Source organism: uncultured Streptococcus sp. (assembly GCF_902463925.1).
Lineage (GTDB): Bacteria > Bacillota > Bacilli > Lactobacillales > Streptococcaceae > Streptococcus.
Map to the genome: position 1 here is coordinate 110,916 of NZ_CABQHE010000004.1, position 14,536 is coordinate 125,451.

A 14,536-nucleotide genomic window follows, 5' to 3' on the forward strand; every position below is an offset into this window, starting at 1 on the left:
ATGAAAAAAAGCAATATTTTAGGGATTTTTGTAGGACTATTTATAGGGTTGGTTACAATTTTAGGAATGAGCCTATTTAGTTTTTTTAATTTAAAATACCACTCTGTTTATTATGCTCAGCATATTCCTCATAAGGAGGGGACAGAGCCGGACATTGTTATGTTGATGGAGAATAATGGCTGGATTTATACACCGAAAATAGATGGTATTAGCTATGATGATGATGGAATGTACGCTATAACTAGAAATAAAGGAACGGAAAGGTCTATATTAGGTCTTTCAGGTGATACTCTATATTTTAGTTCGGCATCGGGTGATGGCTATCTTTTAAATCATGATTTTTCTATCAAAACTGCTCTTGACAAACGTTATCACAAGATTAAATATAATCAACGAAAAGTCCAAAAAGAAATTAGAGAAACTGTTCAACCTGTGATTGATGTTCAATCAAAACCATTAATCAATCTTCAGTGGTTGTTTAATTTAATTTATCAAAGTAGGTTTAATTAGAGAATAAGATAGCATAGAAGCATTTTGTAAGATTATTTATACCTAAAGATGAGTTTATCTATATTACGGCATTTACTGTGGATATAATTCAGGACACCTTGCCGGGTGTCTTTTTTATTTACTAAATTTGGAGTAATACTACTGATTTTAAAGCTATTTAGAGCATGTAGAATTATTCATGCACGTGCGTTGTATACCACTATGAGAATCTTTCTAAAAGGTAGTGATTTGACATTGATTGAAGACTATATCATTCAGCTTTGGGAGAATAAATTAAATAATAGGACATGAAAATGTCTAAACTGGAAAGCACCTTATGAAGTCTTCTAAGAGGAAAGTATGCACTTAATTTGATCATTCAAGACAAACAAATACACGGTTATTTTTCCGTGTGTTCTTTGATATAAGCTAGCTTTTTCTCTCGGATTTTTTTCTTAAAGAGTGCTTCGGCGCTCATGGCTTCAGACTTGCTGTCAAAGGCTTCTGAGTAGAGGAGTTTAACTGGTAGGCGAGCTCTGGTATACTTGGCGCCTTTGCCTGCGTTATGGGTTTTGAGGCGGCGTTCGACGTCTGTGGTATAGCCTGTATAGAGGGTGCCATCGGCACACTCAACCACATACATGTAGGCCTTGCTATCCTTTGCTGTCATCGTTTAGGACTCACCTTCAGCCTTTTTTCCAAAGTAAATCTCAAAGATTTCGTCAGTATAATCCCCATTTTCCTTATGCACAAAGAGAGGCGGAAGGATTTTCAAGCCATCTGTCGAGCCGTCTTTAATGGCTTCAATCAGGAGCATATTTGCCTCACGTCCCATCTTAGGATAGATAAACTGGATGCGTTTAGGTGCTAGATTGTACTGGCGCATGGTGTCGATGATATCCAAAAAGCGGTCAGGGCGATGCACCATGGCAATGCGTCCGTTAGATTTGAGGGCATGACGTGCGATCTGGCAAATTTCCTCTAGATTAGTCGTGATTTCGTGACGGGCCAAGAGGTAGTGCTCGGACAGATTCTTCTTGGATGTTTCTGTCGCCTTAAAGTAGGGAGGGTTACAGAGGATAAGGTCCACCTGTGATCGTGGGGCATGGTCAAGCAAATTTTTTAGGTCGTCATTGACAACAGTAACCTGGTCCTCTAGTTGGTTGAGGGTGACAGAACGTTTGGCCATGTCAGCCAGGCGTTCTTGTAGCTCAACCAAGGTAATTGGTGCCTCAGTGCGTGTACTAGCAAAGAGGCCAACGGCACCATTTCCCGAACAGAGGTCGACGATTAACCCCTTCTTTGGAATTTTTGGGAATCGAGAGAGGAGGACACTGTCGATAGAATAGCTGAAGACCTCCTTGTTTTGTATGATTTTTACATCTGTGGAGAAGAGTTGGTCAATGCGTTCTCCATCTTTTAAAATTGGATTTGTCATAGCTTTTATTGTAACAAAAAACAGCTCCCAAAGGAACTGTTGTGAGTGATTACTCTAGGACACCAAAGGTGTAGCCTTGGTCTTTGAAGTATTCGATGATTTGTGGAAGGGTCTGAACTGTGAGCTCCTTACCGGCAGTGTCGTGCATAAGGACAACCTTAACATGACTCTCAGGGAAATATTTTTGTGAACCATCCAAGTAGGCCATCATGCTTTCAGATGTCGTTGGGCGAACAGAAGCTGGTTCTGCATCACCACAAAGCATGTTCCAGTCCATCCACTGGACACCTTCCTTGGCGAGGGCTTGGTCAGTACTTTCTAGACCGTGCCATGACATGTGACCACCAGGATAACGGAAAATTCTTGTCTTGAAGTCCTTACCTAGGATGGCTTGAAAATTAGCCATGGTTTGGTTAACCTCAGAAACAATCTGACTTTGATTAGGAATACGTCCTGGATAAAGGAGATTAAAGTTATGGCTGAGGCTATGGTTGGCAATCGCGTGTCCTTCTGTAATTTGGCGTTTGAGGATGTCCGCATTTTCTTGTGTAATGGTGTAACCAATGTGGAAGAATGTGGCATGAACACCATATTCTTTCAAAATATCCATGACTTGTGGTGTCAATGTAGGATCAATCCCATCGTCAAAAGTTAAAAAGACTACCTTGTCGTCGATATCCTGAGATTCGCCTCGAATAGTATTATTCACAGCAGTAACATCGTAAGCATAGTCAGAAGCTGCAATGCTGTGGTTACTGCCTTTCTTAAGTTGTGTCTTATCATCTTCTTTGGCTTTTTCTGAAGATGAACTTGCACCATTAGCGACTTGTTCAGTCTTTTCAGCCTTGGCTACTTGTTCAGATTTCGTGTTATGGCGTTGGAATAGGACAAAGCCTAGAATAGCCAGTACGGTCAAGTTTGCAATAATGAGGCAAAGATTAAGTGCCTTTCGATTTTTCCCTATAATCTCAATACTTTTTTTCATAGTTACATTATAGCTCAAACAATTAGAAACTGCCACAACATTTCCAATTGTTTTACAAAGAAATTCTATGAAAAAGCGTTCCTTTTTTTGGTATAATAGTTAAAAATTGTAGAAAAAGAGGTAAAAACGTGTTTTACGCTTATTTACGTGGGCTTGTTGTCTTCCTTCTTTGGATTATCAATGGTAATGCCCATTACCACAATCGCGATAAATTATTGAACAAGGATGAAAACTATATCTTGGTTGCTCCGCACCGCACTTGGTGGGACCCTGTTTATATGGCTTTTTCAGCTCGTCCTAAGCAGTTTATTTTCATGGCTAAGAAAGAACTCTTCAAGAGCCGTATCTTTGGTTGGTGGATCCGCATGTGTGGCGCCTTCCCAATTGACCGTGAAAATCCTGGTCAGGAGGCTATCAAGTACCCGGTTAACATGCTTAAGAAGAGTAATCGTAGCTTGATTATGTTCCCAAGTGGTAGTCGTCATTCTTCTGATGTTAAGGGTGGGGTTGCGGTTATCGCTAAGATGGCTAAGGTTAAGATTATGCCAGTTGTCTATCAAGGACCTCGTGAACTCAAGGGGCTCTTGACAGGTGAACGTGTGGATATGAACTATGGTAATCCTATTGATATTTCAGATTTGAAGCGTTTGAATGACGAGAATATTCAAGAGGTTGCTCGTCGTATCCAATCTGAATTTGATCGTCTTGATGAAGAAGCTTTGAGCTATCAAACAGGCAAGAAACCAAACCCATTGACTTATATTTACCGTCTACCTCTCGGTCTTGTGGCTATCCTTGCAGTGATTTTGACTATGGCTTTCTCATATGTAGCTAGCTTTGTTTGGAATCCTGAAAAACATCGTGCCAAAGAAACACAGAAATAAGCTAATGACTCTGTCAGACATAAATCTGATGGAGTTTTTTTCTTTTTGATATATTTTTCAAGTTTTTTACGAATAAGAAAGAAAATATATCAATTAAGGAGACTAGCGTGAAGGAAAAGATTCTATCCTATGTTAACGATAATCGTCTATTTGTGAGTATTATTGGTGTACTAATGGTGGTTTTCTGCTTCTTTCTGTGGATGACTTGTGGTGCCGGCAACAGCATGGAGGCAGAGACGTCTTATACAGATGTGACAACCTTGTCTATCTCTTCATCTAAACAAAGCTCAAAATCACTTACGGAAGCGTCTTCTCAGTCACAAACTGAAGGAAGTGAAAAAGTTAAGTCAAAAGTAACGGTAGATGTTAAGGGGGCTGTGGTCAAGCCAGATGTTTATAGCTTAAAAGCAAGCGCTAGGGTAACCGATGCCATCAAAGTCGCTGGAGGAATGACTGAGGATGCGGATGCTAAGAGTGTTAATTTAGCCGCAAGCTTGTCAGATGAAGAGGTTATTTATGTAGCTAATAAAGATGAAAATGTTTCTGTCCTTGATCAATCAGCTACTGATCATGTCTCTGACAAAGGAGGGCAGGCTGTATCTAAGGATGGCAAAATTAACTTAAATACAGCGACCAAAGAGCAGTTACACACTATTTCTGGAATTGGAGCCAAGCGGGCAGAGGATATCATTGACTATCGTGAAAGTCATGGCGGCTTTCAATCCGTAGATGACTTGAAAAATGTCTCAGGAATTGGTGATAAAACTTTAGATAAAATCAGAGAGTCCATCTATGTGGCTTAAAAAATCTCCAATCAATCTTTTTTCCCTAGCGCTTTTAATAGTTGCTCTTTATTTTACTATTTTTATATCTAATTTCTATGCTATTGGTGCTTTTGTCTTTCTTATGGTCTGTTTTTTGAAGCATCATTGGAAGAATAAGGTAGCCCTAAAGTTGGTGGGACTTGTAGGTAGTTTCTTTTTGGTCTACTTTTTATTTTTGCACTACAGAGCTACTATACAAGATAAACAAGCCCCTGCTGAAATCAATCAGGTGACCCTGGTTGCAGATACGCTCTCAGTTAATGGTGAGCAATTATCAGCAATCGGTAAGTCAAATGGCCAAGCCTATCAGGTCTTTTACCGGCTAAAATCTGAGAAGGAGCAGCATTTTTTTAAGACTACTAGTCAAACGCTTGTTTTAAAAGGAAAAATAAAGTTATCCTCGTCAACAGGTCAACGTAATTTTCAAGGCTTTGATTATCAGTCTTATCTAGCTAGTCAGAGTATTTATAGGATTGCTCAGATTGAGCGCTTGGACCAAGTGGTGCCTCAAAAATCCACCTCTCCTCTAGCTTTTTTTCATCAACTGAGGAGGAGGGCTTTGGTTCATATTCAGACGCATTTTCCTAATCCGATGAGACACTATATGACAGGGCTGCTCTTTGGGTATTTGGATAAGGAGTTTGATGAGCAGAGTCAACTCTACACCAGTTTGGGGATTATTCATCTTTTTGCGCTTTCGGGTATGCAGGTTGGATTTTTTCTGGGATGGTTTCGCTATGGACTTCTTCGTTTGGGTCTTCCCAAAAATTATATCCTGGCTATCTTATTGCCTTTTTCGATTTTCTATGGCTTAATGACTGGTTGGACGGCTTCGGTCTTACGTTCTTTGATTCAAAGCCTCTTGGCTGAGTGTGGTATTAAAAAACTGAACAATATGGGCATAACGTTGCTTCTATTATTTCTAGTCTTGCCTCATTTTCTTTTAACGGTAGGAGGTGTTTTAAGTTGTTCTTATGCCTTCTTGTTGTGTTTATTTGATTTTGAGGAGATGTCGTCCTTTAAAAAGTCAATCTATATGAGTTTGATATTAAGTCTTGGGACTTTGCCTTTTTTGACCTACTATTATGGAACTTTTCAACCATTGAGTTTGATTCTGACGGCAATCTTCTCAGTAGTTTTCGATAGCTTTCTCTTACCTATCTTAACAGTACTTTTTACACTTTCAGGACTGGTAATCTTTTCTCAAATTAACCCACTTTTTGAATGGATGGAGACCTTTTTGACTTGGATACAATCCTGGATAGGCCAGCCTTTAATTCTAGGGAAACCTAGTTTGTTTCAGTTTGGCTTGATGATAGTTGTATTGGTTTTACTCTTTGATTTTTGGAAAAAGCCTCAGTTTAGAATATGCCTCTTGATGATTTTTAGTCTTTTGATGATCTGGGTTAAACATCCTTTGATCAATGAGGTGACGGTGGTTGACGTTGGTCAAGGAGACAGTATTTTTTTAAGGAGTATGAAAGGTGAGACGATCCTGATAGACGTAGGTGGAAAGGTAACTTTCGGCTCTAAGGAAAAATGGCAAGAAGGGAGCCAGACGAGTAATGCGGAGAAAACCTTAATTCCCTATCTACAGGCAAGGGGAGTGTCTCAAATTGACTATCTGGTTCTGACTCATACGGATACAGACCATATTGGTGATTTGGAGGAAGTGGCTAAACGGTTTAAGATTAAGGAAATTTGTGTCAGTAAGGGGGCTTTGACTAAGCCTAGTTTTGCCAAACGTCTTCGATTTCTTAAACGTCCCGTTCGCACCTTAAAGGCTGGTGATAAGCTGCCTATGATGGGAAGTAAGCTACAGGTTCTTTATCCCAATAAAATTGGTGATGGTGGTAACAATGATTCACTTGTTCTCTATGGAAAGTTATTGGGGACCAGTTTTCTGTTTACTGGTGATTTGGAAAAAGAAGGAGAGGAGGAATTGATGTCCAGCTATCCAAATTTAAAAGTGAGTGTCCTCAAGGCAGGACATCACGGCTCTAAAGGCTCTTCATCAGAAGCTTTTTTGGATCAGTTAGAACCATCACTTGCGCTTGTCTCAGCTGGTGAAAATAATCGTTATAAGCATCCAAATGATGAAACATTAGAGCGTTTCAAAGAACGTCACATTAAAGTTTTACGCACAGACCAGGATGGTGCTATTCGGTTTAAGGGATGGTTCAAACTATTAAGTGAAACTGTCCGATAATTTTCAGATTTCTTAATTTGTAATGCACCTCAATCTATGGTAGAATGTAAAGGCTAATATTCCAGTATAAGAAAGATTGAACAGTATGCGTAAAATTATCATCAATGGTGGTAAGAAACTTCAAGGAGAAGTTACAGTATCAGGAGCTAAAAATTCAGTTGTTGCTTTGATTCCAGCCATCATTTTATCTGATGGAGTGGTTACTCTTGACGGGGTACCAGCAATCAGCGACGTCGATAATCTAATTGAGATCATTGAAGTAATGGGTGGTTCTGTTAAGCGTGATGGCGAAACACTTGAAATTGACCCTCGAGGAGTTAAAGATATGCCAATGCCATTTGGTAAGATTAACAGCCTTCGTGCTTCTTATTATTTCTATGGTAGTTTGCTTGGGCGTTATGGTCAAGCTACAGTAGGATTTCCTGGGGGCTGTGATTTAGGACCACGTCCTATTGACCTTCACCTTAAGGCGTTTGAAGCGATGGGTGCTAGCATTTCCTATGAATCCGAGTCTATGCGTATTGCGACTGATGCTGGTAAACGCATTCAGGGTGCTCATATTTACATGGATACGGTCAGTGTTGGAGCGACCATCAATACCATGTTGGCTGCGGCTAAGGCTGATGGTCGTACAGTTATTGAAAATGCCGCTCGTGAACCTGAAATTATTGATGTGGCAACGCTTCTCAACAATATGGGTGCGCGTGTACGTGGTGCTGGTACAGAAATTATCACGATTGATGGTGTAGAGAGCCTACATGGTACTCGCCATCAGGTTATTCCAGACCGTATTGAAGCGGGTTCATACATTGCTATGGCAGCAGCTATCGGTAAGGGGATTAAAATTAAAAATGTTCTCTATGAACATCTTGAAAGTTTTATTGCTAAGCTTGAAGCAATGGGTGTTCGCATGATTGTTGAAGAGGATGCAATTTTTGTGGAAGAACAGGGCGATTTAAAACCTGTTGACATTAAGACATCACCTTATCCAGGTTTTGCGACGGATTTACAACAACCAATGACACCATTGTTGCTGAAAGCAAGTGGCCGAGGAAAAATCATTGATACAATCTATGAGAAGCGTGTAAATCACGTTCCTGAACTGGCTCGTATGGGTGCTGATATTCAAGTGCTTGGTGGTCAGATTATTTATAATGGGCCAACGCAACTTTCTGGTGTACCTGTAAAAGCTAGTGATTTGCGTGCGGGTGCTGCACTCGTTACTGCAGGACTTATGGCAGATGGTCAGACTGAAATAACAAATATTGAATTTATCCTTCGAGGGTATTCAAATATCATTGAGAAACTTTCTGATCTTGGTGCAGATATTCGTTTGATTGAAGATTAAGTCTAAGGTTCAACCGCTTCTTGTTGAGCCTTTTTCCATTTCTAAAACTGTGTTATAATACTATCATGGATATTTGGACTAGTCTGGGTGCTTTTGCCTTCTTTGAGTCAGAGCGCCTTTCTTTTAGACCACTCGTCTTTTTAGATCGTTTTGATTTACATGAGATTGTGTCGAATCCAGAGAATTTACAATTTTTCTTTCCTGCTACCAAAACTCAGTATGAAACAGATTGCCTCTTGGTACATTATTTCATGAAGGAGCCTTTGGGTGTTTGGGCAATTGTAGATCGAGAGTCTAATAAGTTGATTGGGATCGTTCGCTTTGAAAAGATAGATGTCCAGAAAAGGACTGCAGAGATCGGTTATTTTTTGAATGCTTCATACTGGGGTAGAGGTCTAATGACTGAGACAGTTACTTGTTTGTCAGATTTGGCATTGACGGCTATGGGAATGGAGCGCATTATCCTTATTGCTCATTTGGAAAACAAGGCATCGATTCGTGTGGCAGAAAAATCTGGCTTTAAATTGGTGTCTCGTTTCAAAGGAGCAGACCGATACACCCGTACCATGCGAGATTATCTCCGCTTTGAGAAGGAGGGGAACTGTGAGTAAACATCAAGAAATTCTAGATTATCTAGAGGCTTTGCCCATCGGTAAACGAGTTAGTGTGCGTAGTATTTCTAACCACTTGCAGGTTTCTGATGGAACTGCTTATCGAGCTATTAAAGAAGCTGAAAATCGAGGACTAGTTGAAACGCGTCCTCGAAGTGGAACAGTTCGAATTGAAAAGAAAGTCCAGGTCCGCCTTGACAAACTGACCTTTGCGGAGATTGCAGAGATTACAGAGTCTGAGGTGATTTCGGGTCATGAAGGTTTGGAACGTGTCTTCAGTAAGTTCTACATTGGAGCCATGACTATTGAGAATATCACCCGTTATCTAACAAAAGGCGACCTTCTCATTGTTGGAGATAGGGAAGATATCCAGTTATTAGCCCTCGAATACAATAATGCTATTCTGGTAACTGGAGGCTTTCAGGTTTCTGATAGGGTTAAAGAGCTTTCTCGTTTGAAGCAGTTTCCAGTCATGGTCACTACTTACGATACATTTACTGTGGCGACTATGATTAACCAGGCACTTTCGAATGTTCGTATCAAAACAGATATTAAAACAGTCGCTCAAGTCTATACTAGACGAGAAGACTACAACTATATGACTCCAGAAATGACAGTCAAAGATTTTCAAAATTTGGTTAAACGGACCAACCTTGTTCGTTTTCCTATTGTGTCTGAGGATGATAGGGTTATTGGGATTGTGACCATGCGTGATGTGGCTAATCAGCTTCCGACCACTATGGCTAAGGCTATTATGACAAAACCGACAGTGACTCGTTTGGAGACTAGCCTTGCGACTGTGGCCCAAAAGATGATTTTTGAAGACTATGACATGATTCCTGTTGTGGATGACGAAAAACATTATCTAGGGACTATTACTCGTCGTCAGGTTTTAGAGGAACTTCAAGATAATAATCGTGGTGATCTCCATACATTTAGCGATCAAATGATAGCTAACCTTAATCGTGAAAAGAATGCCTTTAGTTTTGAGGTAGAACCGGCCATGATTGATAATTCTGGGAACCTTACACAGGGTGTTCTTGTAGAAATGGTTAAAGAGGTTGTTTACCGAACGATGGAGAAACAAGAACAAAATAGTCTGGTGATTGAAGAGATGATGTTTTACTTTCTTCAGGCGGCTCAAATTGATGATAAGGTGACGATTACACCCAGTATCATTGCGGAAACCAGACGCAGAGCTCATTTAGACCTTATGGTTACTTATGGTAATCATACGGTTTGTAAGTCAGTAGTAGTGGTCAAGAAAACTTAATAAGCCATTTAAAATTTAAAGAAATAAAGAAAACGGAGAAAATAATGATTACACTAAAATCAGCACGTGAAATTGAAGCGATGGATAGAGCGGGAGATTTTCTTGCAAGTATCCACATTGGCCTACGTGACCTCTTGAAACCAGGAGTGGATATGTGGGAAGTAGAAGAGTATGTACGCCGTCGTTGTAAAGAAGAAAATGTTCTTCCCCTTCAGATTGGAGTTGAGGGAAGCATTATGGATTACCCTTATGCGACATGCTGTGGTCTTAATGATGAAGTAGCACACGCCTTTCCACGTCATTATATCTTGAAAGATGGAGACCTCTTGAAAGTTGATATGGTCTTGTCAGAACCTATAGATAAGTCAGTCCTTGATGTGTCAAAATTGGACTTTGACAATGTTGCTCAGGTTAAAAAATACACAGAATCATATGCTGGCGGTTTGGCTGACTCATGTTGGGCTTATGCGATTGGAACGCCATCTGACGAAGTTAAAAAACTTATGGAAGTAACACGTGAGGCTATGTATCTTGGTATTGAACAAGCGGTAGTCGGTAACCGTATCGGTGATATCGGGGCAGCTATCCAAGAATACGCTGAAAGTCGTGGTTACGGTGTTGTTCGTGATTTGGTTGGACACGGAGTTGGGCCAACAATGCACGAAGAACCAATGGTGCCAAACTATGGGGTGGCTGGACGAGGTCTCCGTCTCAAAGAAGGAATGGTTTTGACTATCGAGCCAATGATTAACACTGGTACTTGGGAAATTGATACTGACCTTGAAACAGGTTGGGCTCACAAAACTCTTGACGGTGGACTTTCTTGTCAATATGAGCACCAATTTGTTATTACTAAGGATGGTCCAGTAATTTTGACTTCTCAAGGCGAAGAGAGAACTTACTAATATGAAACGACAAGGCTTAATGGCCCGTCTCCTGGATAAACTCCAGTGGCGCCCTTTGAAGGTTTATCTTAGGCATTATCGTAGTGCAGAGATAGACATTTCAACTATCGCAGTGGCTTACTATCTCATTTTGACGGTTTTTCCGCTCATTGTCATTGCGGCCAATGTCTTTCCCTATCTGAATATTGATACGACTGATCTCTTGAAGTTTATGAATGAGCATCTTCCTAAGCAGTTTTATGCACCTGCAGCCAACGTTGTTCAGGATATCTTCTCGACACCTTCTGGACAGTTGTTGGGAGTTGCCTCTTTGACGGGATTTTGGACTATGATTAAGTCCTTGTCTTCCCTTCAAAAGGCGATTAACAAGGTGTATGGTGCTTCAGAACACCGTGATGTCTTTATTAGTCACATTATCGGTGGTTTCATGAGTCTGGTCATTTTGTTCCTGCTCACCTTTGCACTAATGCTGTCTACGATTATTCAGTCGGTCCTTCGAGTTATCAATCAGACCTATCCTATTGGTTCCAAGATGACTCAGCTTATTTTAAATAGTATCCAACCTCTAAGTATTGCAGTTGTCTTCCTGGGAATGATGGTGCTTTATTTCGTGCTTCCAAATGTGAAGATTCGAAAAATCCGCTACGTTATGCCAGGGACTATCTTTACGACTTTAGTGATTGGGTATTTAAGCAATTTGTTTGGAACCTATGTGATTCGTACCTTGAGTCGATTGGTTGACATCAAGTTATTTGGATCCATTATGATTTTCGTCTTCATGCTTTGGTTCATCTTTTTGGCCAGGATTTTGATTTTGGGTGCCGTCTTTAATGCGACCTATCAAGAGCTTAGACAAGGTGAACTGAAAAGTAGAAGAGGAGATGTGATTACTATTATTCAGAGTTTTTCTGGAGATGGTAGTGACAGCAAAAAACACAAAAATAATGAGGATGATTCCTAGATGATAAAGAGAGCTTGGTGAGATCCAGGCTCTTTTGACGGGATTATTGATTTTTCGTAGCTAATAAAAACATTGATTATGGAGGAAAAATGAAAAAACAAACTGTTCGTGATTTAACACATATTGCTATCGTGGCGGCCCTTTATGTAGTCTTGACTGTTGTGCCACCTTTTAACTTAATTTCCTATGGTCCTTACCAGTTCCGAATTGCAGAAATGTTCAATCTTTTAGGATTTTATAATCGCAAGTATATCATTGCCGTTACTTTGGGCTGTGTGATTGCTAATTTCTTTAGTTTTAACATGATTGATGTGGTTGTTGGAAGTCTCTCAACGCTAGTCTTTGTTGGTTCAGGAGTTTATTTCTTTGACCGCTTTAAGAATCAAGATATTTTGGGTGGCCTCTTTGATAAGGCTCATGTTTTCTTTGCCTTTTACTTTTCATTCTTCATGGTGACGATTGCGGCTGAGTTGACCCTAGTTACTCAAGCACCATTTTGGGCAACTTGGTTTACTGTTGCTATGGGAGAATTGGCCTCTCTCTTAGTTGGTGCAATTCTTATTAAGAAATTGGCCAAAGTCATTGATTTTGTTTCCTAAATTAACGCCTGTAAAGGCGTTTTTTGTTACTTTTATGTTAAAATGTTCCTATGGAAAGACGAATGAAAGAGCTGGTTGCTAAACTTAACCAGTATGCAAAAGAGTATTATACGGAAGATAATCCATCGGTGTCAGACGCAGACTACGATAAGCTCTATCGTGAGCTTGTAGCTTTGGAGGCTGAGCACCCTGAATATGTTCAAGCAGATAGTCCTACGCATCGTGTGGGAGGTCTGGTCCTGGATGGTTTTGAAAAATATCAACACGAGTATCCGCTTTATAGTTTGCAGGATGCTTTTTCACGAGAAGAGCTGGATGCCTTTGATAAGAGGGTTAAGGACGAATTTCCTAATGCTGATTATATGGCTGAACTCAAAATTGATGGTCTCTCTATCTCGCTGACCTATGTGGATGGTGTTCTCCAGGTAGGTGCGACACGTGGTGATGGTTCTGTCGGTGAAAATATCACTGAAAATGTCAAGCGTATCTCAGATATCCCTCTTAAGTTGGACCAACCGCTTAATATTACGGTGCGTGGGGAGTGTTATCTGCCACGAGCTGAGTTTGAACGCATCAACATTCAGCGTCAAGAGAATGGTGAAGCCGAATTTGCCAATCCACGTAATGCTGCAGCAGGGACTCTTCGTCAGTTGGATACCAAAGTGGTTGCGGAGCGTCGTTTAGCGACTTTCCTTTATCAGGAAGCTAGTCCAACGGAGCGTCTCACACAAAATGATGTCTTAAATGAAGTGGCAGAACTAGGTTTCTCAGTTAATCCACGACGCATTGTCACATCGTCGATGGATGAGATTTGGGACTTTATTCAAGCTGTCGGTCAGGATCGTGATGACTTGGCTTACGATATTGATGGCGTTGTTATCAAGGTCAATAGTTTAGCCATGCAAGAGGAATTAGGTTTTACAGTCAAAGCACCACGTTGGGCCATTGCCTATAAATTCCCTGCTGAGGAAAAGGAAGCAGAGCTTCTTTCAGTAGACTGGCAGGTAGGTCGTACAGGTGTAGTCACGCCGACTGCTAATTTGACTCCGGTGCAATTAGCGGGGACAACGGTAAGTCGAGCCACCCTTCATAATGTGGATTATATTGCTGAAAAAGACATTCGTATCGGTGATACCGTTATTGTCTACAAAGCTGGTGATATTATCCCTGCTGTTCTTCGTGTGGTAGACAGTAAGCGTACAACACAAGAAGTAATGCCAGTTCCGAGTCAATGTCCATCTTGTGGTAGTGGTCTTTTACATTTTGAAGATGAGGTTGCTCTACGTTGTATTAATCCTTCTTGTTCTGCTCAGATTAAGGAAGGCCTCATCCATTTTGCCTCTCGTGATGCCATGAACATCGCAGGAATGGGACCTTCAGTGGTTGAAAAGCTTTTTAAAGCTGAATTGGTTAAAGATGTAGCTGATATCTATGGCTTGAACAGTCAAGATTTCCTCCAATTGGAAGGTTTCAAGGAAAAGTCTGCTGAAAAACTTTATGCAGCCATTCAAGCCTCAAAAGAAAATTCTGCAGAGAAATTGCTCTATGGTTTGGGGATTCGTCATGTTGGTGCCAAGGTTAGTAAGCAATTGTTAGAAGCTTTTGGAAGTATACAAGAGTTAGCAAGCGCAGATGTCGAGGCAATTGCTGCTGTAGATGGTTTAGGAGAGGTTATTGCCAAATCCATCCAGCGCTATTTTGCCAAGGAAGAAGCTCAAGTTCTTATGAAAGAACTGGAAACTTATGGGGTTAATTTGTCCTATCTTGGACAAAAGGTGGCAGATGATGCCATCTTATCTGGTAAGACAGTTGTTTTGACAGGGAAATTGGAGCATCTTAAACGTAGTGAAGCAAAGGCAAAACTCGAAGCCCTGGGTGCTAAGGTGACAGGTTCTGTCTCTAAGAAAACAGATTTAGTAGTTGCAGGTAGTGATGCCGGAAGTAAGTTGGAAAAAGCACAAAGCCTAGGAATTGAAGTAAAAGATGAGGCTTGGTTGCTGGATTTATAGG

14 protein-coding genes are annotated in these 14,536 nt (G+C 40.6%); 11 read left to right on the forward strand and 3 right to left on the reverse strand.

Annotation, left to right across the window (positions count from 1 at the left end; genetic code table 11):
* Window positions 1-510 (forward strand): hypothetical protein, encoded by a 510-nt coding sequence (locus tag RDY04_RS04415; RefSeq protein ID WP_303949900.1) that lies wholly within the window; start codon window positions 1-3, stop codon window positions 508-510.
* 379 nt (window positions 511-889) lie between these two features.
* On the opposite strand, the gene RDY04_RS04420 is transcribed toward RDY04_RS04415, so the two are convergent.
* From RDY04_RS04420 to RDY04_RS04430, 3 genes are read right to left on the reverse strand one after another with little or no spacing between them, the layout of a single operon-like run.
* Window positions 890-1,159, reverse strand: a complete 270-nt coding sequence (locus RDY04_RS04420; RefSeq protein ID WP_303949868.1) for a GIY-YIG nuclease family protein — start codon at window positions 1,157-1,159, stop codon at window positions 890-892.
* Between the two features lie 3 nt (window positions 1,160-1,162).
* Entirely contained in the window at window positions 1,163-1,927 is a 765-nt protein-coding gene (locus tag RDY04_RS04425; protein ID WP_303949870.1) for a tRNA1(Val) (adenine(37)-N6)-methyltransferase, read from the reverse strand.
* Window positions 1,928-1,976: 49 nt separating this feature from the next.
* The gene (locus RDY04_RS04430) at window positions 1,977-2,912 is read right to left on the reverse strand and encodes a polysaccharide deacetylase family protein (protein ID WP_303949872.1); all 936 of its coding nucleotides are present in this window, start codon (window positions 2,910-2,912) and stop codon (window positions 1,977-1,979) included.
* Window positions 2,913-3,040: 128 nt separating this feature from the next.
* On the opposite strand from RDY04_RS04430, the gene RDY04_RS04435 reads away from it, so the two are divergent.
* The 10 genes from RDY04_RS04435 (at window position 3,041) to ligA (ending at window position 14,535) form a co-directional block, all read left to right on the forward strand.
* Window positions 3,041-3,796 carry a 1-acyl-sn-glycerol-3-phosphate acyltransferase gene (locus RDY04_RS04435; protein ID WP_303949874.1) on the forward strand — a complete coding sequence of 252 codons (756 nt, stop codon included), beginning with the start codon at window positions 3,041-3,043 and terminating at the stop codon, window positions 3,794-3,796.
* A 107-nt stretch (window positions 3,797-3,903) separates the two neighbouring features.
* Window positions 3,904-4,599, forward strand: coding sequence for a helix-hairpin-helix domain-containing protein (locus RDY04_RS04440; RefSeq protein ID WP_303949876.1), 696 nt, complete (start codon window positions 3,904-3,906; stop codon window positions 4,597-4,599).
* Entirely contained in the window at window positions 4,589-6,829 is a 2,241-nt protein-coding gene (locus tag RDY04_RS04445; RefSeq protein ID WP_303949879.1) for a DNA internalization-related competence protein ComEC/Rec2, read from the forward strand. Before RDY04_RS04440 ends, RDY04_RS04445 begins: the two co-directional genes overlap by 11 nt.
* A gap of 85 nt (window positions 6,830-6,914) precedes the next feature.
* The gene (locus RDY04_RS04450; protein ID WP_303949882.1) at window positions 6,915-8,177 is read left to right on the forward strand and encodes a UDP-N-acetylglucosamine 1-carboxyvinyltransferase; all 1,263 of its coding nucleotides are present in this window, start codon (window positions 6,915-6,917) and stop codon (window positions 8,175-8,177) included.
* Between the two features lie 65 nt (window positions 8,178-8,242).
* Window positions 8,243-8,788 (forward strand): GNAT family N-acetyltransferase, encoded by a 546-nt coding sequence (locus RDY04_RS04455; RefSeq protein WP_303949884.1) that lies wholly within the window; start codon window positions 8,243-8,245, stop codon window positions 8,786-8,788.
* A complete protein-coding gene (spxR, locus tag RDY04_RS04460; protein ID WP_303949886.1) occupies window positions 8,781-10,061 on the forward strand; it encodes a CBS-HotDog domain-containing transcription factor SpxR in 1,281 nt (426 codons plus the stop codon). The genes RDY04_RS04455 and spxR overlap by 8 nt, the downstream gene beginning before the upstream one ends.
* A 44-nt stretch (window positions 10,062-10,105) precedes the next feature.
* Complete coding sequence (locus RDY04_RS04465) at window positions 10,106-10,966, forward strand: methionyl aminopeptidase (protein ID WP_295494068.1); 861 nt, start codon at window positions 10,106-10,108, stop codon at window positions 10,964-10,966.
* Between the two features lies 1 nt (window position 10,967).
* Window positions 10,968-11,927: a YihY/virulence factor BrkB family protein gene (locus RDY04_RS04470; protein WP_295494070.1), complete on the forward strand. Its 960-nt coding sequence runs from the start codon at window positions 10,968-10,970 to the stop codon at window positions 11,925-11,927.
* Between the two features lie 89 nt (window positions 11,928-12,016).
* Window positions 12,017-12,526 (forward strand): QueT transporter family protein, encoded by a 510-nt coding sequence (locus RDY04_RS04475; RefSeq protein ID WP_002891556.1) that lies wholly within the window; start codon window positions 12,017-12,019, stop codon window positions 12,524-12,526.
* 50 nt (window positions 12,527-12,576) lie between these two features.
* On the forward strand, window positions 12,577-14,535 hold the full coding sequence (gene ligA, locus RDY04_RS04480; protein WP_303949894.1) for an NAD-dependent DNA ligase LigA: 1,959 nt from the start codon (window positions 12,577-12,579) through the stop codon (window positions 14,533-14,535).
* The last annotated feature ends 1 nt before the right edge of the window (window position 14,536 follow it).

Coding starts and splice junctions, on each gene's coding strand:
- RDY04_RS04445 (WP_303949879.1), top strand. CDS start 4,589: ATGTGGCTTAAAAAATCTCCAATCAATCTTTTTTCCCTAGCGCTTTTA.
- RDY04_RS04425 (WP_303949870.1), bottom strand. CDS start 1,927: ATGACAAATCCAATTTTAAAAGATGGAGAACGCATTGACCAACTCTTC.
- ligA (WP_303949894.1), top strand. CDS start 12,577: ATGGAAAGACGAATGAAAGAGCTGGTTGCTAAACTTAACCAGTATGCA.
- RDY04_RS04470 (WP_295494070.1), top strand. CDS start 10,968: ATGAAACGACAAGGCTTAATGGCCCGTCTCCTGGATAAACTCCAGTGG.
- RDY04_RS04415 (WP_303949900.1), top strand. CDS start 1: ATGAAAAAAAGCAATATTTTAGGGATTTTTGTAGGACTATTTATAGGG.
- RDY04_RS04450 (WP_303949882.1), top strand. CDS start 6,915: ATGCGTAAAATTATCATCAATGGTGGTAAGAAACTTCAAGGAGAAGTT.
- RDY04_RS04455 (WP_303949884.1), top strand. CDS start 8,243: ATGGATATTTGGACTAGTCTGGGTGCTTTTGCCTTCTTTGAGTCAGAG.
- RDY04_RS04465 (WP_295494068.1), top strand. CDS start 10,106: ATGATTACACTAAAATCAGCACGTGAAATTGAAGCGATGGATAGAGCG.
- RDY04_RS04430 (WP_303949872.1), bottom strand. CDS start 2,912: ATGAAAAAAAGTATTGAGATTATAGGGAAAAATCGAAAGGCACTTAAT.
- RDY04_RS04475 (WP_002891556.1), top strand. CDS start 12,017: ATGAAAAAACAAACTGTTCGTGATTTAACACATATTGCTATCGTGGCG.
- RDY04_RS04420 (WP_303949868.1), bottom strand. CDS start 1,159: ATGACAGCAAAGGATAGCAAGGCCTACATGTATGTGGTTGAGTGTGCC.